The 20,310-nt window shown below is 68.1% G+C and carries 18 protein-coding genes; 6 read left to right on the top strand and 12 right to left on the bottom strand.

Annotated elements, in window-relative coordinates; translation table 11 throughout:
- Positions 1 to 86: 86 nt before the first annotated feature.
- The 3 genes from rimM to rpsP are packed head-to-tail and all read right to left on the bottom strand — an operon-like array spanning position 87 to position 1,432.
- Positions 87 to 716: a ribosome maturation factor RimM gene (gene rimM, locus ACIRCZ_RS02575; RefSeq protein WP_082581298.1), complete on the bottom strand. Its 630-nt coding sequence runs from the start codon at positions 714 to 716 to the stop codon at positions 87 to 89.
- 1 nt (position 717) lies between these two features.
- Entirely contained in the window at positions 718 to 948 is a 231-nt protein-coding gene (locus tag ACIRCZ_RS02570; RefSeq protein ID WP_055893072.1) for an RNA-binding protein, read from the bottom strand.
- Positions 949 to 952: 4 nt separating this feature from the next.
- Positions 953 to 1,432, bottom strand: a complete 480-nt coding sequence (rpsP, locus tag ACIRCZ_RS02565; RefSeq protein WP_402849314.1) for a 30S ribosomal protein S16 — start codon at positions 1,430 to 1,432, stop codon at positions 953 to 955.
- A 182-nt stretch (positions 1,433 to 1,614) separates the two neighbouring features.
- Here rpsP and ACIRCZ_RS02560 point away from each other — a divergent pair, with 182 nt between their 5' ends.
- The 3 genes from ACIRCZ_RS02560 (at position 1,615) to ACIRCZ_RS02550 (ending at position 4,302) form a co-directional block, all read left to right on the top strand.
- Complete coding sequence (locus ACIRCZ_RS02560) at positions 1,615 to 2,751, top strand: glutamate--cysteine ligase (protein WP_402849311.1); 1,137 nt, start codon at positions 1,615 to 1,617, stop codon at positions 2,749 to 2,751.
- 61 nt (positions 2,752 to 2,812) lie between these two features.
- Positions 2,813 to 3,541 carry an SGNH/GDSL hydrolase family protein gene (locus ACIRCZ_RS02555; RefSeq protein ID WP_235500410.1) on the top strand — a complete coding sequence of 243 codons (729 nt, stop codon included), beginning with the start codon at positions 2,813 to 2,815 and terminating at the stop codon, positions 3,539 to 3,541.
- Between the two features lie 59 nt (positions 3,542 to 3,600).
- Positions 3,601 to 4,302 (top strand): SGNH/GDSL hydrolase family protein, encoded by a 702-nt coding sequence (locus ACIRCZ_RS02550; protein ID WP_235500409.1) that lies wholly within the window; start codon positions 3,601 to 3,603, stop codon positions 4,300 to 4,302.
- Positions 4,303 to 4,317: 15 nt separating this feature from the next.
- Here the strand turns inward: ACIRCZ_RS02550 and ffh are convergent, their stop codons facing one another.
- The 3 genes from ffh to ftsY are packed head-to-tail and all read right to left on the bottom strand — an operon-like array spanning position 4,318 to position 7,303.
- Positions 4,318 to 5,883: a signal recognition particle protein gene (gene ffh / locus ACIRCZ_RS02545; protein ID WP_402849306.1), complete on the bottom strand. Its 1,566-nt coding sequence runs from the start codon at positions 5,881 to 5,883 to the stop codon at positions 4,318 to 4,320.
- A gap of 33 nt (positions 5,884 to 5,916) precedes the next feature.
- The gene (locus ACIRCZ_RS02540) at positions 5,917 to 6,417 is read right to left on the bottom strand and encodes a DUF2004 domain-containing protein (RefSeq protein WP_055893061.1); all 501 of its coding nucleotides are present in this window, start codon (positions 6,415 to 6,417) and stop codon (positions 5,917 to 5,919) included.
- 10 nt (positions 6,418 to 6,427) lie between these two features.
- A complete protein-coding gene (gene ftsY, locus ACIRCZ_RS02535) occupies positions 6,428 to 7,303 on the bottom strand; it encodes a signal recognition particle-docking protein FtsY (protein WP_402849301.1) in 876 nt (291 codons plus the stop codon).
- 30 nt (positions 7,304 to 7,333) lie between these two features.
- Between ftsY and ACIRCZ_RS02530 the strand changes: the two genes are divergently transcribed.
- Positions 7,334 to 8,170 carry a CHAD domain-containing protein gene (locus ACIRCZ_RS02530; RefSeq protein WP_402849298.1) on the top strand — a complete coding sequence of 279 codons (837 nt, stop codon included), beginning with the start codon at positions 7,334 to 7,336 and terminating at the stop codon, positions 8,168 to 8,170.
- 57 nt (positions 8,171 to 8,227) lie between these two features.
- Positions 8,228 to 9,901: a hypothetical protein gene (locus tag ACIRCZ_RS02525; protein WP_402849295.1), complete on the top strand. Its 1,674-nt coding sequence runs from the start codon at positions 8,228 to 8,230 to the stop codon at positions 9,899 to 9,901.
- A 12-nt stretch (positions 9,902 to 9,913) separates the two neighbouring features.
- Here ACIRCZ_RS02525 and smc read toward each other — a convergent pair whose 3' ends face one another.
- The 6 genes from smc to ACIRCZ_RS02495 all read right to left on the bottom strand — a co-directional run bounded on the left by smc (position 9,914) and on the right by ACIRCZ_RS02495 (position 18,901).
- Positions 9,914 to 13,519 carry a chromosome segregation protein SMC gene (gene smc, locus ACIRCZ_RS02520; RefSeq protein ID WP_402849292.1) on the bottom strand — a complete coding sequence of 1,202 codons (3,606 nt, stop codon included), beginning with the start codon at positions 13,517 to 13,519 and terminating at the stop codon, positions 9,914 to 9,916.
- 177 nt (positions 13,520 to 13,696) lie between these two features.
- The gene (locus ACIRCZ_RS02515; RefSeq protein ID WP_402851620.1) at positions 13,697 to 14,404 is read right to left on the bottom strand and encodes an ABC transporter ATP-binding protein; all 708 of its coding nucleotides are present in this window, start codon (positions 14,402 to 14,404) and stop codon (positions 13,697 to 13,699) included.
- Positions 14,397 to 15,320 carry an ABC transporter ATP-binding protein gene (locus ACIRCZ_RS02510; RefSeq protein WP_055893035.1) on the bottom strand — a complete coding sequence of 308 codons (924 nt, stop codon included), beginning with the start codon at positions 15,318 to 15,320 and terminating at the stop codon, positions 14,397 to 14,399. The genes ACIRCZ_RS02515 and ACIRCZ_RS02510 overlap by 8 nt, the downstream gene beginning before the upstream one ends.
- The gene (locus ACIRCZ_RS02505; protein ID WP_055893034.1) at positions 15,317 to 16,555 is read right to left on the bottom strand and encodes a branched-chain amino acid ABC transporter permease; all 1,239 of its coding nucleotides are present in this window, start codon (positions 16,553 to 16,555) and stop codon (positions 15,317 to 15,319) included. The genes ACIRCZ_RS02510 and ACIRCZ_RS02505 overlap by 4 nt, the downstream gene beginning before the upstream one ends.
- Positions 16,552 to 17,559, bottom strand: coding sequence for a branched-chain amino acid ABC transporter permease (locus tag ACIRCZ_RS02500; RefSeq protein WP_402849287.1), 1,008 nt, complete (start codon positions 17,557 to 17,559; stop codon positions 16,552 to 16,554). Before ACIRCZ_RS02500 ends, ACIRCZ_RS02505 begins: the two co-directional genes overlap by 4 nt.
- A 121-nt stretch (positions 17,560 to 17,680) precedes the next feature.
- Positions 17,681 to 18,901, bottom strand: a complete 1,221-nt coding sequence (locus ACIRCZ_RS02495) for a branched-chain amino acid ABC transporter substrate-binding protein (RefSeq protein WP_055893026.1) — start codon at positions 18,899 to 18,901, stop codon at positions 17,681 to 17,683.
- A 285-nt stretch (positions 18,902 to 19,186) separates the two neighbouring features.
- Between ACIRCZ_RS02495 and ACIRCZ_RS02490 the strand changes: the two genes are divergently transcribed.
- A complete protein-coding gene (locus tag ACIRCZ_RS02490; protein WP_402849283.1) occupies positions 19,187 to 20,278 on the top strand; it encodes a GNAT family N-acetyltransferase in 1,092 nt (363 codons plus the stop codon).
- Positions 20,279 to 20,310 lie beyond the last annotated feature (32 nt).

Below are 20,310 nucleotides of genomic sequence, written 5' to 3'. Positions count from 1 at the left end.
GCACAGACGCAGAAGGCACAGACGCAAACGAGCACAGACGCAGAAAGAGCCCCGACTCCTGGTCGGGGCTCTTCTGTCTGAGTGCGTCACTCGGCGGCTGGTGCGTCCGTCTCCGGCTCGTCGTCCTCCGGCTCGTCGTCGTCCGGCAGTTCTTCGAACAGTCCGGCCGGCGGCGTGAGCGTGACCGTTCCCGCCGTCACGTCGACCTCGGGAACGATCGCCTTGACGAACGGCACGAGCACTTCGCCGTTCGCGGTCTTGATCGCGAGCAGGTCCTGCGCAGGCAGGTGGTCGACACGCGCGACCGTTCCCACCTTCACGCCGTCGCGGATCGCGTCCAGTCCGACCAACTGGTGGTCGTACCAGGCGTCGTCCTCGTCCGGCAGTTCCTTCACATCCTGGCTCACCCAGAGGATGGCCTTGATGAGGGTCTCCGCCTCCGAGCGGTCGTCGATGCCGGCGAAGAAGGCCACGGCGTGGCCGTTGTACCAGCGCAGCTCGTTCAGCTCGAGGGTCTTGCCGTGCCACTTGGATGCGGTCGGCACCTGCAGGGTGAAGACCGCGCCGGGGACGAACCGCTTCTCCGGCTCGTCCGTGTAGAGCTCGACCTTGATCGCGCCCTTCAGGCCGTGGGCCTTGGTGAGCCTGCCGACGCGCAGCTGGGTCTCATCCGGTCGTGGAGCGGCGTCCTTGCGGGGCAGCTTGTGGTCGGCCACCTCAGTCGTCGACGACGTCGACGCGGACGCGTCGGCCGTCGGCCAGCGCACCGACCAGCGTCCGCAGCGCCTTGGCGGTGCGGCCGGAGCGGCCGATGACCCTGCCGAGGTCCTCGGGGTTCACACGAACCTCGAGGACCTCGCCACGGGGCGAACTCTTTGCAACGACGTGCACGTCGTCCGGGTGATCCACGATCCCCTTGACGAGGTGCGCGAGTGCGGGTGCGAGCAAGGTGTTACGCCTTCTCGCCGTCGGCGGCAGCGTCGGTGATTTCCTCAGCCTCGGCGACGACCTCGGCCTCAGCGGCCTCCTCGGCCTCGACCTCGGCCTCGACGACGGCCTCTGCCTCGGCGACGACCGGCTTCTCGGCCTTCGGCTTCAGGACGGGCTTCTTCTTCTCGTCGGCCTGGAACTCGACCTTGGCTTCCTTGACCTTGACCGTGCTCGTGGCGTTCTTGTCGCCCTTGAACTGGCCCCAGTCGCCGGTGAGCTTGAGGAGGGCGAGGACCTGCTCGGTCGGCTGTGCGCCGACGCTGAGCCAGTACTGCGCGCGCTCGGAGTCGACCTGGATGACCGAGGGCTCCTCGGTCGGGTGGTACAGACCGATCTCCTCGATCACGCGGCCGTCGCGCTTGGTGCGCGAGTCGGCGACGACGATGCGGTAGTACGGTGCGCGGATCTTGCCGAGGCGCTTCAGACGGATCTTGACAGACACAAATTCTCCTGTGTGTATGAGTGACGTGACGAACTGTCTGCCGTGAGCGTGGGGGCACACTCGGCAGGAGGTCTATGGTGTTCCATCGCACCTGATTAGAGGGTCGGGTACGAGGGAACTCAACTAGCTATTCTGTCAGACAACGCCGCCCTTTGAACAATCGGATGATTGGGACGACCACTATGCAGATCGAATTCTCGGAATCCGAGCGTTCCACCGTCGGAGTCGAATGGGAGCTCGCGCTGGTCGACGCATCCACGGGAGCCCTCGTCCAGATCGCTCAGGAGGTGCTGGACGCGCTCTCGACAGACGGCGAGGAGCATCCGCAGATCACCCACGAGCTGCTCCTCAACACCGTCGAGCTGGTGAGTAAGGTGCACCGCACCGTGCCGGATGCGATCGAGGACCTCCAGGGGCTGATCGGCCTCGTCCGCGAGGTGATCGACCCGCTCGGCGTCGAGTTGATGTGCGCAGGAACGCACCCGTTCGCGCAGTGGTTCGACCAGAAGGTCACGCCGAACGAGCGCTACGACCGCCTGCTCGACCGCACGCAGTGGTGGGGCAGGCAGATGATGATCTGGGGCATCCACGTGCACGTCGGCATCGACGACAGGGACAAGGCGCTCCCCATCGTCAACGGCCTGCTCACCTACTACCCGCACCTGCAGGCGCTGAGCGCGTCGAGCCCGTTCTGGGCGGGCGCGAACACGGGATACGCGTCGAACAGGGCGCTGATGTTCCAGCAGCTCCCGACCGCGGGTCTGCCCTGGCAGTTCGGCAGCTGGGCCAACTACGAGGAATACGTCCAGGACCTGGTGACGACGGGCGTCGTGACCGACCACAGCGAGGTGCGCTGGGACATCCGGCCGTCGCCGAAGTGGGGCACGGTCGAGATGCGCGCCTGCGACGGTCTGTCGACGGCCGACGAGGTCGGAGCGGTCGCGGCCCTCATCCACTGCCTCACCGACCGGATGTCCGGCCAGCTCGACGACGGCGTGGAGCCGGTGACCCTCCAGCCGTGGTTCGTGCGGGAGAACAAGTGGCGGGCGGCCCGCTACGGGCTCGACGCCGAGATCATCACGGCGCCGGACGGCAGCGAACGGCTGGTGTCCGACTCGCTGCGCGATCTGATCGTCGACCTCTCCCCCACGGCGGAACGCCTCGGCTGCCTCGCCGAACTGGAGACGGTCGATGTGATCCTGTCGAAGGGCGCCAGCTATCAGCGACAGCTCAGGGTGGCCGAGGCGAACGGCGGCAGTCTGCAGGCCGTCGTCAGCTCCCTCACCCACGAGCTGCGCGACGGGCTCGACAGGAGCTGATCTGCGGCGAGCCCGTCCCCCTCAGCTTCCCCGGGGAGGCGGCACCGTATGCTGTCTAACTGTGTTCGCCCGACCGATAACCCGAATCGCCGCCGTCACCGTCGCCACCATCGTCATCGCTGTGACCGCAGGGTGCACCTCCCTCGCGGGCGGAACCACCTTCACAGGAGCGCCGGAAGCGACCCCGACCCCGCAGGCGACGTCCAGCGCGCCCGTGCGCGCTGCGGCCATCGGCGACTCCATCGCCATCGGCAACGGCGTGCCGTACGACGACGCCTGGCCGTTCCTGGTCGCCGACCAGTTCGGCTGGACGCTCAACGACTTCGCCGACAGCGCCTCCGGCTTCATCGCCCCGGGGCTCAACACGCACACATACGAGGCGCAGGTCAGCCAGGCCATCGCGCTTCGCCCGCAGGTGGTCATCATCGCCGCGACCCGCAACGACACCCTCGGCTCGACGATCGAGCTCAAGAACACTGCGACGGCTCAGCTCCAGCGGCTCCGCACGGCCCTTCCGGATGCGGTCATCATCGGCGTCGGGCCGATCTGGGGAGCCGGCACGCCGACGCCGGCCACTCCGGTGGTCGCGAGCATCGTCCGCAGCGCCGTCCTGGCCGTGGACGGCACCTGGGTGGATGTGGGCCAGCCGTTCCAGAACCGCGCCGATCTGGTGCAGAAGGACAACGTGCATCCCACCGCGGACGGCCAGCATCTGCTCGCCGGTCTGATCGCCGACAAGATCGCCGCAGCGCGCATCACGACCAAGACGGACACCGCCGTCTCGCGCTGAGAACCGCACCTTCCAAAACACACAGCTTCCACGCAGGTTCGTGCATTTACTCTCGCTCCGTGCGTCTGTCTACCCGTGGCCTTCGAGTGGCCCTTTTCGCCGCTGCCACGGCCGCCGTCGTCGTCCTTACCGGATGCTCGGCCGGCGCCCCGCAGGAACCCGTCGCCGGGCTGCGCTCCGCCGCCCCCGCACCCCAGGTCGCTGAGCGGCCCGTGGCCGTCGCGATCGGCGATTCCATCGCCTTCGGCAAGGGAATCCGGCAGGATCAGGCGTGGCCGTCGCTGGTGGCGAAGACCCACAAGTGGCAGCTCACCGACCTCGCCGTCTCCGGCTCCGGCTTCCTGCACCCCGGTTGGAACGGCACGACCTTCCAGCAGCAGGTCGACCAGGCCGTGAAGCTGAAGCCCGACTACATCCTGATCGCCGCGACCAGGAACGACCGGCTGGAGGACCCGGCGGCGCTTGCTCAGAAGAGCACAGAGCTCCTGGGCACGCTGCGCTCGACGTTCCCGCACGCGCACATCATCGGCGTGACGGCCGTCTGGGGAGCTGACCAGCCGCCGCAGACCATCACGATGGTCGACGACGCGTTCACAGCGGCCATCCACGACGTGGACGGCACACTCGTCGACATCGGTTTCCCACTCGTGGGCCACGCCGAGTGGGTGCAGCCGGACGGCATCCACCCGAATCCGACGGGCCAGGAGATCGTCGCCAAGACGATCGAGGCCAAGCTCGCCCCGAACGCCCTCGCGCTCTAGCCCGCCGCCCCCGGCCTAGCGGCCGAGGAACTTCTGCAGCGACGCCAGCTCTTCCTCAGACGGCCCGCCCGGCCTGCCTGCGCCGCCGCCGAGGCCGAAGCCGGAGCCGCCCTGCGCGCCGGTCGACGGCTTCGCGCCTGACGTGATCGCGGCGTTCTCCGCCGCACGCTTGGCCGGGTTGCCGGACCGCGAGCCCTTCTTCTTGGGCTGCTGCTTGGCCTTGCCGCCGTAGCTGGCGCCCGGGATCGGACCCATGCCTGGCACGTTCGGCACGCCGCCCTTGGCGACGGTCTTCATCATCTTCGCGGCCTGCTCGAAGCGGTTGACGAGCTGATTGACCTCGGTCACGGTGGAGCCGGAGCCCTTCGCGATGCGGAGGCGACGCGAACCGTTGAGCAGCTTCGGCGTCGTGCGCTCCGCCTTGGTCATCGACTGGATGATCGCCTCGGTGCGCACGATCTCCTTCTCGTCGAAGTTGTCGAGCTGCTGCTTCATGGCGCCTGCGCCTGGCAGCATGCCCATCATCTTCTTGATGGAGCCCATGTTGCGCAGCTGCTGCATCTGCTTGAGGAAGTCGTCGAGCGTGAAGCTGTCCGTCGCGAACTTCTCGGCGACCTTGCGCGCCTCGTCTTCGTCGAACGCTTCCTGGGCCTGCTCGATGAGGGTGAGGATGTCACCGAGGTCGAGGATGCGGCTGGCCATGCGGTCGGGGTGGAACGGCTCGAAATCGTCCAGTCCCTCACCCGTGGAGGCGAAGATGATCGGGCGGCCGGTGACGGATGCGACGGAGAGGGCAGCACCACCGCGCGCGTCGCCGTCGAGCTTGGAGAGCACGACGCCGGTGAAGTCGACGCCGTCCTGGAACGCCTTGGCGGTCGCGACGGCGTCCTGGCCGATCATCGCGTCGATCACGAACAGCACTTCGTCCGGGTCGACGGCTTTGCGGATGTCCGAAGCCTGCTTCATGAGCTCGGCGTCGACGCCGAGACGACCAGCGGTGTCGACGATGACCGTGTCGTACTGCTTGGTCTCGGCGAACTTGAGCGCGTCCTTCGCGACGCGCACCGGGTTGCCGACCCCGTTGCCGGGCTCGGGAGCGTAGACGGGCACTCCGGCCTGCTCGCCGACGATCTGGAGCTGTGTGACGGCGTTCGGACGCTGGAGGTCGGCGGCCACGAGCACGGGCGTGTGCCCGTCCTTGACGAGCCACTTGGCGAGCTTGCCTGCGAGGGTCGTCTTACCGGCGCCCTGGAGACCGGCGAGCATGATGACTGTCGGCGGCTTCTTCGCGAACTGCAGGCGGCGCTGCTGCCCGCCGAGGATCGCGACGAGCTCCTCGTTGACGATCTGCACGACCTGCTGCGCCGGGTTGAGGGCTTTGTTGACCTCGTCGCTCAGCGCGCGCTCGCGCACTTTTCCGGTGAACTCCTTGACGACGTCGAGTGCGACGTCCGCGTCGAGCAGCGCGCGACGGATCTCGCGCACCGTGCCGTCGACGTCGGCCGGAGAGAGCTTGCCCTTGGTGCGAAGGTTCTTGAAGGTATCTGCCAGGCGGTCAGACAGCGATCCGAAAGTAGCCATGATCGTCCCAGTTTACCGGGCGGATGCTGTGCGTCAGGATTGCGTGTCGACGGCGACCACATCGCCCCGGATGTCGAACGAAACGGTGAGCAGTGCATCCGACTCGTCCGGGCTGATCGAGTAGTCGAACGTGGCGAAGACTTCGTCCTCGTCCGAGTGGTCCGGCTGCAGCAGGATGCGCAGCAGCTGCAGGGAGCGCAGCACGTCGACGGCGATGTCGCCTGAGTTGTGCACCAGCAGGTCGATCAGGCTGTCCCCCAGCTTGTCGACGTGCTCGTCGATGTACGCGACGGTCGCGGACTGGCGCGAGCTGAGCTCGGCGATCAGCGCATCCCGTGCCCTGGCGTCGAAGCCGTCGATCGCCTGGATCATCGCAGCGGCGGCATCCAGCGCGAACTCCGGCACGGCGGACTCGTCGTCCGCCAGCAGGTCGACCTCGACCACCTGTTCGGAGAGATCGGCGGTGTCGTTCCACGCCAGGCCGCCGGATGCGGTCTCGTCGATGACGCCGAAGTAGTCGTGTTCGATGGCCATGTACGCGACCCTAGCCGACCAGCTGCTGGGCGAAGACGTGCGGCGTGAAGCCGGTGATGTCGTTGATGCCCTCGCCCTGGCCGACCAGTTTGATCGGGATGCCCGTCTTCTCCTGAACGGCGAGCACGAAGCCGCCCTTGGCGGAGCCGTCGAGCTTGGTGAGCACCAGGCCGGTCACCCCGGCGTGCTCGATGAACGCTTCGGCCTGCGCGAGCCCGTTCTGGCCCGTGGTGGCGTCGAGGACGAGCAGCACCTCGGAGATCGGCGCCTGCTTCTCGACCACCCTCTTGATCTTGGAGAGCTCGTCCATCAGGCCGCCCTTGGTCTGCAGGCGCCCCGCCGTGTCGATGATGACGATCTCCGTGCCGTCCGCCTTCGCCTTCTCGACGGTCTGGAACGCGACGGAGGCCGGGTCCTGGCCCTGCTGCTGCGGCCGCACGATGTCCGCGCCTGCGCGCTCCGCCCAGGTGGCGAGCTGTTCCACGGCCGCCGCCCTGAACGTGTCGGCCGCGCCGACGACGACGGTGCGGTCGTATGTGCGGAGGAACTTCGCGAACTTGCCGATCGTGGTGGTCTTGCCGACGCCGTTGACGCCGACGACGAGCACGATCGCAGGACGCTCGCTCAGCTTGAGCGTGGTGTCGAGCTTGGACAGGCGCTCTTCGAGGCTCTCCCTCAGCATCCGCTGCAGGTCGGCGGGGTCCGTGGTGTGATACCTGTCGACCTTGGCACGCAGGTCGTCCACGATCGCTTCCGTCACATCGGGGCCGAAGTCGGCGGTGATCAGCGCCGTCTCCAGGTCGTCCCAGGTGGTGTCGTCGATCGTCTTCTTCGCGAACATGCCGCGGAGCGCGCCGGACAAAGACCAGGGGGTGCGTTCTGCCATAGCTCTCAGACTAGTTGTTACCGTGTGAGCATGTTCTCTCTGGTGGCAGTGTCGGCGGAGCTCGCCGAGTGGCTCGTCGCGATCGAGTCCGGCGGCGCCGACGCCGTGCATCAGGCGCGCATCAGGGTGCGGCGGCTGCGGAGCATCCTGAGCGTCGACCGGCGTGCGTTCGAGAAGAACGAGGCGAAGCGGCTCAGGCGGCGCCTCGGCGTGCTCGGCTCCCAGCTCGGGACCGCACGCGACCTGGAAGTGCGCGCCGACGCTCTTGCCGCTCTGATCGCCGACGCGGAAACAGGCGCCGACGCCGATCCCCTCGACCAGGCCACCGTGGATGCGGTCACCGCCTTCTCGGCCGATGCCCGCGCTGCACACGCGGCGGCGGTCACCGCGCTCGTCGGCGAGCTGCACGGCCGGGCGCATCGCCAGCTCCTCGCCGACGTGGTCGCGTTCGCCGCGAACCCGCCGCTCAGCGCGCGCGGTGCCGAGCATCCGAGGCGGACGGCCAGGAAGGCGTTGGCGAAGGCGGGCGTGCGCGTACTGGAGCAGGATGGAGACACGCTCGAGGAGCGGCACGCTGCCAGGAAGGCCGCCAGACGGCTGCGGTATGCAGCGGAGGCGGTCACCGACACCTTCGGCCGCGACGCTGTGCGCGTCGCCGCCGCAGCAGAGGCGTTGCAGAACGCGCTCGGCGACCACCGCGACCTCGTACTGCTCGCGACGCACCTGCGGCAGAAAGCGGAGGACGCCTCCATCGCCCCGGAGGCCGAGGCGGGGATCGCGAGGATCGCCGACCGATGCGACGAGCGCGCAGTGGAGCACCTGGCCGGGCTGGACGACCTGGCCGACGCGGTGGCGCGAGCACTCTGAACGACTCCGCATCCGCATCCCAGGGCGCCCACCGCATCCAGGGCTAGCGTCTGAGCCGTGGACCGCCGCACTGTCGCCCTGCGCCTCGCGGCCGAGGTCGCCGCGCCGATCGTCATCGCCCTGCTCGCAGCGGGAGCGCTCTCGGTCGCGCTCGACGCACACGGCCAGCACCAGTTCTTCTACGACGGCGACTCGCTGGTTCTTCCGCTGTTCCAGCAATCGCTCGCGCGCGGCGAGCCGTCGCAGTGGGTTATGTCCTCGCAGCTCTTCCTGCTTCCTGAACTGCCGTTCTACCTGCTCTGCTCGCTGGTCGCCGGCGGAGCGGTGAAGGCGGCGCTCGTCCTGAACGCGATCCTCAACGCGGTCGTCCTCTCGCTGCTGCTGCGGAGCGTGTCCGGTCGGATGCGCTGGAGCAGCGCCTGGGCGAGGCTCGTCGCCCCGTTCGCGGCCTCCCTGCTGTTCGTGGCGTTCCTGCTGCTGGATGTGCGTGGTGCGCAGACCGACGAGTCGATCGCGACGTTCACCGTGCTCACCACGTACTACTACGGCGCGACGTTCGTCGCGCTCGCCGTGCTCGCACTCGCGCTGCACGTGACAGGCGGTTCTCGGACACAGCCGCGCATCCGGTCGGCCGGCTACGCCTGCTACGCCGTCGCGGCCGGGCTGCTCCTGGGGGTCGAGACGCTGTCGAACCCGCTGGTGGTGTTCCAGTTCGCCGTCCCACTCGGACTCGCACTCTGCATCGCCGTCCTGCTGCGCGCCGTGCCGTGGCGGTCGGCAGCGCTGGTGCTCGCGCCGCTGGTCGCGGCCGCGGTCGTCGGCTACGCCGCGCGATTCGCGCTCGGCCGCTACCTGCTGCCCGGCGCGACGAGCTACGTGCACCTGAACCAGATCCCGGAGAGCATCCGCTTCTTCTCCGGCGTCGCGGTGTCGTTCGTGAGCACGCCGGGCGGGATCGCGGAGGCGGCCGTGGTGGTGCTGCTGCTCGGCGCGTGCGTGGCCGTGCTGCGGGCGGCGAGGGGCACGGGCGACGGGGTCCTCCCCCTGTTCGTGCTGTGCGCCGTAGCGGTCACGCTCGTCGGGACGGTGCTCGTCGGCAGCACGGCGACGCGGTATCTCGGGCCGGTGTTCGTGTTCCCGCTGCTGATCCTGGTGCATCCGCTGCTCTGGCGCAGGGCGGCGGTCGTCCGCGTCCGCCGGCAGGTGCGTACGGTGGGGGCCGGCGCGGCGATCGCGGTCGCCGTGACTGCCCTCGTGGTCACCGCACCGGCGGCGGCGAGCTTGCGCGCGGTGACCGCTTCGCCGGGCAGCCCAGGACTCTCCTGCCTGGAGAACTGGATCGGCAACCGCTCGCTCACCGGAGAGGGTTCGTACTGGGCGGTGCGCGCCCTCGACCTCTACGGGACCAGACGCGTAGACGTGCTCCAGGTCGACAGCACCCTGGGCGCACGGGCGTGGATGACCGACCTGGCGTCGTTCGACGACCGCATCCCGAGCTACTTCATCGTGGATGCACCCGCCCGCCGCTCCCAGGCGCTCACCGAACTCGGCACGCCAGACCGCGTCGTGGACTGCGGAGTGTTCCAGATCTACGACTACAGCAGCACGCGCGGTGAGGCGACGATGACCACGAAGCTGGCGTCGAGCATCCGCTACCAGCTCACGACCCGCGGGTACCCCGACAGGATCGAGGAAGCAACGCGCGACCATGATCACGACCGGGACCGCTGAGCGGAGCTCCGGCTAGGACGCCTGCTCCTGCGCGACGCGCTGGCCGACCACCGCCGACACGCCGTCCTGGCGCATCGAGACGCCGTACAGGGCATCGGCGATCTCCATCGTGCGCTTCTGGTGCGTGATCACGATGAGCTGGCTGGACTCGCGCAGGTCCTCGAAGATGGTCAGCAGACGGCCGAGGTTCGCGTCGTCGAGAGCGGCCTCGACCTCGTCCATGATGTAGAACGGGCTGGGGCGCGCCTTGAAGATCGCGATGAGCAGCGCGACCGCCGCCAGAGACCGCTCGCCGCCCGACAGCAGCGACAGGCGCTCGATCTTCTTGCCTGCGGGCTTCACCGACACCTCGATGCCCGTGGTCAGCAGATTCTCCGGGTCGGTCAGCGAGATGCTGCCCGTGCCGCCGGGGAACAGGATCGGGAAGACGTACCCGAACGCCTCCCTGGTGTCCTCGAACGCCGATTCGAAGATGGTCTGCATCTTCTCGTCGATCTCCTCGATGATCGTCAGCAGGTCTTTGCGGGTGTTCGTGAGGTCGGTGAGCTGCTCGGTGAGGAACTTGTGGCGCTGCTCCAGGGCGGCGAACTCTTCGAGCGCGAGCGGGTTGACCCTCCCGAGTTGGGCGAGTTTGCGTTCAGCGGAGGCGAGGCGCTTCTGCTGCTGCTCGCGGTTGAACGGGACGGTCGGGCGCTCGGCGGCGTCTGCCGCGCGGTCGTCGGACTCGGTGTCATCGCCTTTGGTGTCGGCTGCGTCGTCTTCCGCCACGTCAGCACCGTCCGGCGCCGGCCCATCCACCGGGATGGGGACTTCAGGCCCGTACTCGGCGACCAGCACGTCCTCCACCAGGCCGAGCTCGCTTCCCGCACGCTCCAGCAGGCTCGACAGGTGCAGCTTCTTCTCGTAGATCTGCAGTTCGAGCCCGTGCACACTCTCGGTGATGACCTGCAGGCGGTCGCGCACCACGTTCTCCTCGCGACGAAGCGTCGCAAGCTCCTCGTTCTGGCTCGACCGCTTCGCCTCGGCCGCCGCGAGCTCGAGCCGCGCCTGCGCGACGGAACGATCGACGGAGTCGAGCACGGCGGGCAGCGCATCGATGACGCCGGTGGCCGCGTCGATCTGCCTGCGACGGATCACGGCCCGGCGCGCGGCCTCCTCCGCGGCGGCGCGCTCTGCGTCGAGCTGCCTGGCGAGCGCTTCTCCCCTGGCCTGCTCCGCCCGGACCCGCTCCTTGGCGGTCTCGACGGCGAGCCTGGACTCGACCTCCGCCTCCCTGGCGGCCTCGAGCTCATTGGAGAGCGCATCCCGAGCGCTCACATCCAGGATAGGACGCGGTCGCGAGCGAGCCGTCTCCAGCTCCGACTTCGCCCTGTCGGCGGCAGCTTCCGCGTCCGCGACGCGCTCGGCGGCGAGCGACAGCGCCGTGCTCAGCCGGTCGAACTCGGCCTGCGACGCCTCGAGCTGCACCTTCAGCCTGTTGAGCTGTTCGGTCTGCGCCGCCAGTTTGGCGTCGAACTCCCTCAGGGAGGAGAGCGCCGACTGCGACTGCTCCTTGGCCACCTGCAGCACGCCGCGCTGCTCGGCGAGAGCGAACTTCGCGCGGTCGATCAGGGAGGTGACCTCGCCCAGGCGGTCGGAAGCGGCATCCCGGTCGGCGATGAGCTCGATGCGGCTCTGCTTGGCGCCGGAGCCGCCGCGCAGCACGTAGTCGGTGAGCACATCGCCGGACTTCGTGATGATCGTGACGGGCCCGCCGAGTTTCCGCGTCGCGAACGCGGTTGCTGCCGCGCGAGCCGCGTCCAGATCGTCGGCGATGGCCGTGAACGCCAGGATGCCGAGCACGCCGTCCGGCGCCTCCACCACCGAGCGAGCGGCGACGACACCGGAGACGCCGCCGAGGTCGACATCGGACGCCACGGCGTCCGCGATGATGACCTCGACCCGGCCGAGGTCATCGGAGGATGCCTGCGCGACAGCGTCGAATGCTGCGCGGCGATCCTCTGCGAGCACCGCATCCGCCAGCGAGCCGAGGGCGGCGGCGATCGACGCCTCGAACCCGGGATGCACGCGGATGTGCTCTGCGACCAGCCCGCGCACGCCCGGCAGCCTGGCGGCGACGAGAGCGGCCGAGCCGTCCTTCTGGTCGAGCGCCATCGAGAGCGCGCTGGTGCGGGCGGCGAGGGCGTCGCGTTCGCGCTCCAGCGTGTGCAGCTCCTCGCGCAGCCGCTCGATCTCTCCCTCGGCCTCGAACACGTCGGCCTGCGCCAGCTCGTACGCCTCGTCGAGGTTGCCCTCTCCCACGTCGGCGGTCGCCGCCTCCGCCTCGCGCGAGGCGAACTCGGCGCGCGCCTTCTCCCTGCGGTCGGTCGCCGCATCCAGGGCGTTCTGCTGGCGCAGCACCTCGCCGCGCACGGCCGCGAGCCGCTGGGCTGCGGCGTCGGCCTGACCGGTCAGCTTGGACAGCTCGAGATCGTGGCGCGAGACCAGGGCGCTCTGCGCGGCGATCTCGTCGTCGACCGCGTCGAGCCGGCCGCGCGCTGAACGGGTGGCGGCCTGCGCGGCGGTCCATGCGGCCTCAGCGTCCGTCACGACAGAGCGGAGCCTGTCGACCTCGTCGCGCGCATCCTGGACCATCTGCTGGCTGACGCTGGGCCCGGCATCCGGTGCATCCGCCTGGCTGCCGAGCAGAGCGAGCCGCTGGTTGGCCATCGTGTAGAGGTTGCGCAGGCGTTCCTGTACGGACTCCAGCCCGAACGCGGTGCGCCTGGCGAGGTCGACCTCGTCGCCGACCTGCGCCTGCTCCAGGCGCGCGACGCGGAGCTGCTTCTGCTCCAATTGCTCCTGCAGCACGATCCGCTCGCTGTGCCGCTCGGACTCCGTTCGGCCGTGGTCGTCGAGCGCCGTGCGCAGCGCCACGACGTCGTCGGCCAGGATGCGGGCGCGGGCGTCGCGGACGACGGCCGCGATCGACTGCGCCTCCCGCGCGATCTCGGCCTGGTGGCCGAGCGGCTTGAGCTGCCGCCTGATCTCGCCGGCGAGGTCGCTCAGGCGGGTGAGGTTGGTCTGCATCGCCTCCAGCTTGCGGAGGGTCTTCTCCTTGCGGCGGCGGTGCTTGAGGATTCCTGCCGCCTCTTCGATGAAGCCGCGCCTGTCCTCCGGGCTCGCGTGCAGGACGGCATCCAGCTGGCCCTGACCGACGATGACATGCATCTCGCGGCCGAGGCCGGAGTCGCTGAGGAGCTCCTGCACGTCGAGCAGGCGGCAGGCGGAGCCGTTGATCGCGTACTCGCTGCCGCCGTTGCGGAACAGGGTGCGCGAGATGGTGACCTCTGAGTACTCGATCGGCAGAGCGCCGTCGGAGTTGTCGATGGTGAGCGTGACCTCAGCGCGGCCGAGCGGACCTCGGGTGGAGGTCCCGGCGAAGATGACGTCCTCCATCTTGCCGCCGCGGAGGGTCTTGGCGCCCTGCTCCCCCATCACCCAGGCGAGCGCATCCACCACGTTGGACTTGCCGGAGCCGTTCGGCCCGACCACGCAGGTGACACCCTGCTCGAAGGCGAACGTCGTCGGCTGCGCGAACGACTTGAACCCCTTGAGCGTCAGGCTCTTCAGATACACCCGCCGCCCTGCTTTCTGCTCGTTTGCCGCGCTGTCGCCCCAAATTTACCCGACAGCACCCGCACATCCCGCCACCGAAGCCATCGAGTCGGGACTTATGCACACCGAACGACGGCGTGTCGTGTGCATAACTCCCGACTCGACGGCTTCGGACGGGGTAGGGACGGACGGGGTGGGTCAGCCGACGCCGAGGTAGGCCTCTTTGATGGCGGGGTTGGCGAGGAGCTCTTTGCCGGTGCCCGAGTGGGTGATCGAGCCGGTCTCGAGGACGAAGCCGCGGTGGGCGCGGGCGAGCGCCTGGTTGGCGTTCTGCTCGACCAGGAGGATCGTCGTGCCCTGGTTGTTGATCTCGGTGATGATCGAGAAGATCTGCTTGATGAACTGCGGGGCGAGCCCCATCGACGGCTCATCCAGAAGCAGCAACCGCGGGGCGGACATCAGCGCGCGACCGATGGCGAGCATCTGCTGCTCGCCCCCCGACATCGTGCCGCCGACCTGCGTCTTGCGCTCCGCGAGCCGGGGGAACAGGGCGAAAACGCGCTCGAAGTCGGCGTCCATCCCGCTTCGGTCCTTGCGTCCGAACGCACCCATGTCCAGGTTCTCCAGCACCGTCATGCCGGGGAAGATGCCCCGGCCCTCCGGCGCCTGCGAGATGCCGCGGATCACCCGGATGTGCGCCTTCATCTTCGTGATGTCCTGGCCGTCGAAGGTGATCGACCCCTGTGTCGGGTTCAGGATGCCGGAGATCGTCTTCATCGTGGTCGACTTGCCCGCACCGTTCGCCCCGATCAGGCTGACGATCTCGCCCTCCTCCACCGAGAACGACATGTCGTGGATGGCCTCGATGCGCCCGTACGAGACGCTCACGTTCTTCAGCTCAAGCAACGTCATCTTCAGGCTCTCCCAGGTAGGCGGCGATCACGCGCTGGTCGTTGCGGATCGCGGTCGGAACGTCGTCGGCGAGCTTGCGCCCGAACTCCAGCACGACGATCCGGTCGGTGACGCCCATCACCAGCCGCATGTCGTGCTCGATCAGCAGCACGGTGTATCCGTCTGCCCTGATCGTGCGGATGAGGTCCATCAGGTCCTCTTTCTCCGCGGGGTTGAAGCCGGCGGCCGGCTCGTCCAGGCACAGCACCTTCGGGTCGGTCGCCAGCGCTCTGGCGATCTCGAGCCTCCGCTGGTAGCCGTACGGCAGCTGACGGGATGCGGTGCTCGCCAGGTCGGCGATGCCGACGAACTCGAGCAGTGCCATCCCGCGCTCGATCGCGCTCTTCTCCTCTCTGATGTGCCTGGGCGAGCGCACCAGCGCGCCGGGCACACTCGTGCGGTGCCGTGCGTCCAGCCCCACCACCACGTTCTCCAGCGCGCTCATCTCGCCGAACAGGCGGATGTTCTGGAACGTCCTGGCGAGACCGAGCCGGGTGATCTGGTGCTGCTTCTTACCCTTGATCGACGTGCCTTCGAGCAGCACATCGCCGCTCGTCGGCTTGTAGACACCGGTCATGGCGTTGAAGCAGGTGGTCTTTCCGGCGCCGTTCGGACCGATCAGGCCGAGGATCTCCCCGCGCTTGATGTCGAAGCTCACGTCGTCGAGGGCGAGAAGCCCGCCGAACTTGACCGTGAGGTTCTTCACCTCGACGAGCTTGTCCCCGACCTCGACGGCGATCTCCCTGTCGGGTGCCGCCGCAGCCGCGACCTCGAGGTCCACATCCAGGTCGGCCAGGGCTTCGGCGTCTGCGCCATCCGGAAGGTCGGCGTTGGCCGGCCGTTCTGCATTCGCGTCGCGGGCGTCGGTCATGATGCGCCTCCGTTCGGCGTGGCTGGCGGGGTCACCGGCGCCGTGGGCGCCGGAGACGACGGCGAGGTCGGCGTGCTGCCCGTGCCGGGCGGCGGCGACGGTTTCGTCACCAGGTACTTGTATGCGTTCCTGCCGTAGGCGAGCAGACGCTGCTTCGCCGGCACCAGACCTTTCGCGCGGAAGATCATCAGCACCACCAGGGCGACGCCGAAGATCAGGTACTTGTAGTCGGCGATGGCGGTGAACCGCAGCGGGATGTACGCCACGATCGCGCCACCGAGCAGCGCACCGACCTTGTTGCCCGTGCCGCCCAGCACCACGGCCGCGAGGAACAGGATGGAGGTCTGCACGTCGAACTTCTGGTTGTTCACGAAGCCGACCTGACCGGCGAACAGCGCCCCGGAGAGACCGCCGACGGCGGCGCCGATCGCGAACGCCCACACCTTGTACTTGAAGGTCGGGACGCCCATGATCTCTGCGGCGTCCTCGTCCTCCCTGATGGCGATCCAGGCGCGTCCGACGCGGCTGCGCTCCATGTTGCCGACCAGCAGCAGCACGATGATGATGATCGTGAGCGTCAGCCAGTACCACGGGATGCCGTTCGAGTTCGAGAAGATCGGGATGCCCTTGTCCGTCTCCCCCGGAGGGTGACCGACGTTCTGGAAGCCGACCTGACCCTTCAGTGCCGGGATGATCGTGGCCAGGATGCGCACGATCTCGCCGAAGCCGAGCGTCACGATGGCCAGATAGTCGCCGCGGAGGCGCAGCGTCGGAACGCCGAGCACAACGCCGAAGATCATCGCGACCGCCATCGCCACCGGAATCGTCCAGAGGTACGGGATCTTGGTGAACGGCGAGTCCGGGCTGGTCAGCATGGCCGCCGTGTACGACCCGACAGCGAAGAACGCCACGTAGCCGAGGTCGAGGAGCCCGGCGTAGCCGACCACGACGTTCAGGCCGACAGCGATCAGCGCGTACACCGCCATCGCGAAGCAGGCCAGCGGCCAGTCGTTGCCTGGTTCCGTGGTCAGCGGGAAGAAGTTCAGGTACGGCAGGGCGAAGGCGAGCGCCACCACGATGAGCATCCACAGCCACTGCACCTGGCGAGGCAGGCCGTTCCAGCGGTCGCGGAAGCCCTGCAGTGGGCCGCTCCTCTTGCGTCTGGCCTCCGCCGCGTCCGCCGCCTGCTCGCTGCGCGCATCCGGGAGGACCTTGGGTCCGTCTGTCGTGCTCATGCTCTGCTCCTCCCCAGTGAGGTACCGAGGATGCCCGTCGGCCTGACCAGCAGGACGAGCACCAGCACCACGAAGGCGATGACGTCTGTCCACTGGGAGTCGCCCAACAGGATCTGTCCGTAGTTTCCGATCAATCCGAGCAGAAGTCCACCCAGGAGCGCTCCGCGCACGTTGCCGATGCCGCCGAGCACCGCGGCGGCGAACGCCTTGATGCCGAGGACGAAGCCTCCGGTGTAGATCACGCCGGACGGCACGAGCATCACGTAGAACAAGGCGGCCGCTCCGGCGAGGATGCCGCCGAGCACGAACGTGATCACGATGATCCGCTCCTTGTTCACGCCCATCAGGGTCGCGGTGTCCGGGTCCTGAGCGACGGCACGGATGCCGCGGCCGGTGCGGGTGCGCCTGATGAACATGTCGGTCACGATCATCAGGATGACCGCGGCCACGACGATGATGATCGACTGGCTGTTGATGATGGTGCCGAACACGTCGAACACCGGGATCGGCTTGAACATCGTCACCGCTGGCTCGGCGTTCGCGCCGCGGATCACGAAGATCAGCGACTGGATGGCGAACGACGCGCCGATCGCGGTGATGAGGAACGCCAATCGTGGCGCGTTGCGTCTTCGCAACGGCCGGTATGCGATGCGTTCCAGCAGGAACGCGGTGACGGCGGAGGCCACCATGCCGACAAGCAGCGCCAGGAGGATGTCTCCGATGATCGCCGCCAGCGACAGATTCGGGATGGACGGGCCGAAGCCCAGCGACGTGAGGGTGATGACGACGCCGTACGCGCCGACGATGAACACCTCTGAGTGGGCGAAGTTGATCAGGTTCAGCACGCCGTAGACGAGCGTGTATCCGACGGCGATCAGGCCGTAGATGGCCCCGAAGGTGAGGCCGTCGAAGGTCGCGCCCCAGAAGTTCTGTATGAGGGAAGGGACATCGAAATTGATCCAGGAGTTGTCGATGACCGGGTGGAGGACAAGCAATTCGAGCATTCAGGCATCCAGATCGAACGGGAGGGGATCGTACGTGATCCGGTCGGAAGCGGACAAGTGGGACGAGGGATGCGGCGGACGGCGCGGAAGGCCGCCCGCCGCATCCACGTGCTGTGTCGCGCTATCCGATGGTTCCGATCGGGACGATCTTGCCGCCCTCGACCTTGTACCCGTAGACGGTCGGCGCCTGCAGCTCACCGGTGGAATCCCACTTGTAGTGCTTGCTCAGGCCGTCCTTGTCGTAGGACTTGACGAAGTCCTTGAGGTCGGCGCGGGTGGTCTTGCCCTGGTCGATGCCGGACAGGAGCACGGTCGCGGCGTCGTAACCCTCGATGGAGTACGTTCCGGGCTCCGCGCTGGCGAGCGTCTTGTACGCCTTCTCGAAGTCCGGGATCAGCTCACCGGGGATGCAGGGGCAGGTGAAGTACGCGTTGCTGGACGCGTCGCCTGCCAGCTTGATGAACTGGTCGTCCTTCACACCGTCCGGCCCGACGAACGTGCCCTCGAAGCCCTTCGCGACGAGCTGCTGGTCGAACGGAGCGCCCTCGGCGTAGTAGCCCGAGTAGTAGACCGCATCCGGCTTCGCGTTGATGATCTTCGAGACGACCGCCGAGAAGTCCTTCTGGCCGGTGGTCACCTTGTCGGTGCCGACGAGGGCGTCGCCGAGAGCCTTGGAGGTGGTGGTGGCGAGGCCGATTCCGTAGTCGGAGTCGTCCTGGACCAGGTAGACCTTCTTGGCTTCGAGCTTGCCGGTGAGGAACTTCGCCGCTGCAGGTCCCTGCACGGCGTCATTGCCGAGGCCGCGGAAGAACGTCGTCCAGCCGTTCTTCGTCAGGTCGGGGTTGGTCGCGGACGGGGTGATGTGCACCAGGCCCTGCTGCTCGAAGATGTTGCCCGTCGCCTTCGACTCACCGGAGAACGGGAGTCCGACGACACCGACGATGTCGGCTTCGTTGACCGCCTGGGTCACCGGGCCGGTCGCCTTGTTCGGGTCGCCTTCCGTGTCGAACTTCTTGAAGCCGACCTGGCAGCCCTTGTTGGCCTCGTTGTGCTGGTTGATGGCCAGCTGGATGCCGTTGTAGATGTTGATTCCGAGCTGGGCGTTCGGGCCGGTCTCTGCTCCGACGTAGCCGATGGTCAGGCCGGCGGGACAGGTCGCCTTCCCGTCTCCCGCGGGGAGGACGGCGTCCTTCGGGGTGTCGATCGAGGTGATGGCCGGAATGTTGACCTTCGCGCTCGTGTTCGTGGAACCACCCGTGGACGCCTGGTTGGCGCATCCCGCGAGGAACAGCGCGGCTGACGCTGCAACAGCCGCACCGATGATGACTTTCTTTCGTAGCATCTCTTGCCTCTCGACGTGAAATTCGTAACGAAGCGGCGTGGTTGCCTCTTCGCACCACGAATATGTGTGTCGAGAGTACATGCATTGCAACTAATCGCAACGCTCTTTTTGACGGAGATTTACACGATCGAAACCAAATCGGCCCGCCCTGTTCACACCGGTGCTGTCGGGTTAGGCTCGAAAACGGTCGGCGTCGACGACGCGCTGACAGCGCGCACGCGATGCGATCAGGGTGCGAGCAGGATGCGAGCACGACGCGAGCACGCTCGACGAGGAGGCGGCTGGATGGTGGACGACGGGGACGTCTCGATCGTGCGCGTCCCGCTGCCGGAGCGCCTCGGAACCCCGGAGTCCGCCGCCTTCGAAGAGCTCGTCTCCGTGATGAACGGGATCGCGTACGAGCTCTGGGGCAACGACGACTTCGTCTACACGGCGGAGGCGGAACTGGCATCGTTCCGCGCGCAGGAGTTCCACGAGAAGCTGATCTTCGCCGCGGTGCTCGACGGTGCGATCGTCGGGCGTGTCGTCGTCGACTTCCCACTGGAGGAGGACGCGATCACCGCGACCCTGCTGGTGGATGTGGCTCCCGCGATCCGCGGACGCGGCATCGGGGCGGCGCTGCTCGCGAAAGGCGAGGAGCTCGCGGCCGACGGAGGGCGCACGGCGCTGTCGGCGTACACCGAGCATCCCGTCGGTTCGCTACCGGACGGTGGGGACGTCGTGCGCGCGGCGGCAGGGCCGAGCGGACTGCCTGCGGATGCGCCAGAGGTACGGTTCGCGCTCTCCCACGGCTACCGGCTCGGCCAGATCGAGCGATCGAGCCAGCTCACGCTGCCGCTGCCGTCCGCTACGGCCGACGCGCTGCTCGCGGATGCGGTCGCCCACTCCGGGGCCTACCGGACCATCAGCTGGTGGCGGCGCACCCCCGACGAGTTCGCCGAGGCGTTCGCCGCGCTCAAAGAGCGGATGACGACCGACGTGCCGCAGGCCGGCATCGCACTCGACGACGAAGCCTGGACGCCGGAGCGCGTCCGGCAGCACGAGGACGAGCTGTCGGGGCGGGGAGAGCCACTGCTGGTGACGGTCGCCCAGCACATCCAGAGCGGCGAGCTGGCGGCGTACACAGAGATCGCCGTTCCGGACGACGGCGACAAGGCGGAGCAGTACGACACGCTGGTGGCCGCAGCCCACCGCGGAAGGCGACTCGGCACGCTGGTGAAGCTGGAGAACCTGCGGCGCCTCGGCGGCCTGGCCCCGCGCATCCACCGGCTGCTGACCTGGAACGCCGACGAGAACACCCCGATGCTCGCGGTCAACGACGCCTTCGGCTTCCGCCCGCACGCCCTGACCGGCAACTGGCAGAAGACACTCCCCTGACGCGCGCTGCTGCTGCTGCCCGCCTTCTCCGT

It is taken from the genome of Leifsonia sp. NPDC102414 (genome assembly GCF_044765685.1).
Taxonomy (GTDB): Bacteria; Actinomycetota; Actinomycetes; order Actinomycetales; family Microbacteriaceae; genus Leifsonia.
This window is presented reverse-complemented; position numbering and strand designations above follow the sequence as displayed.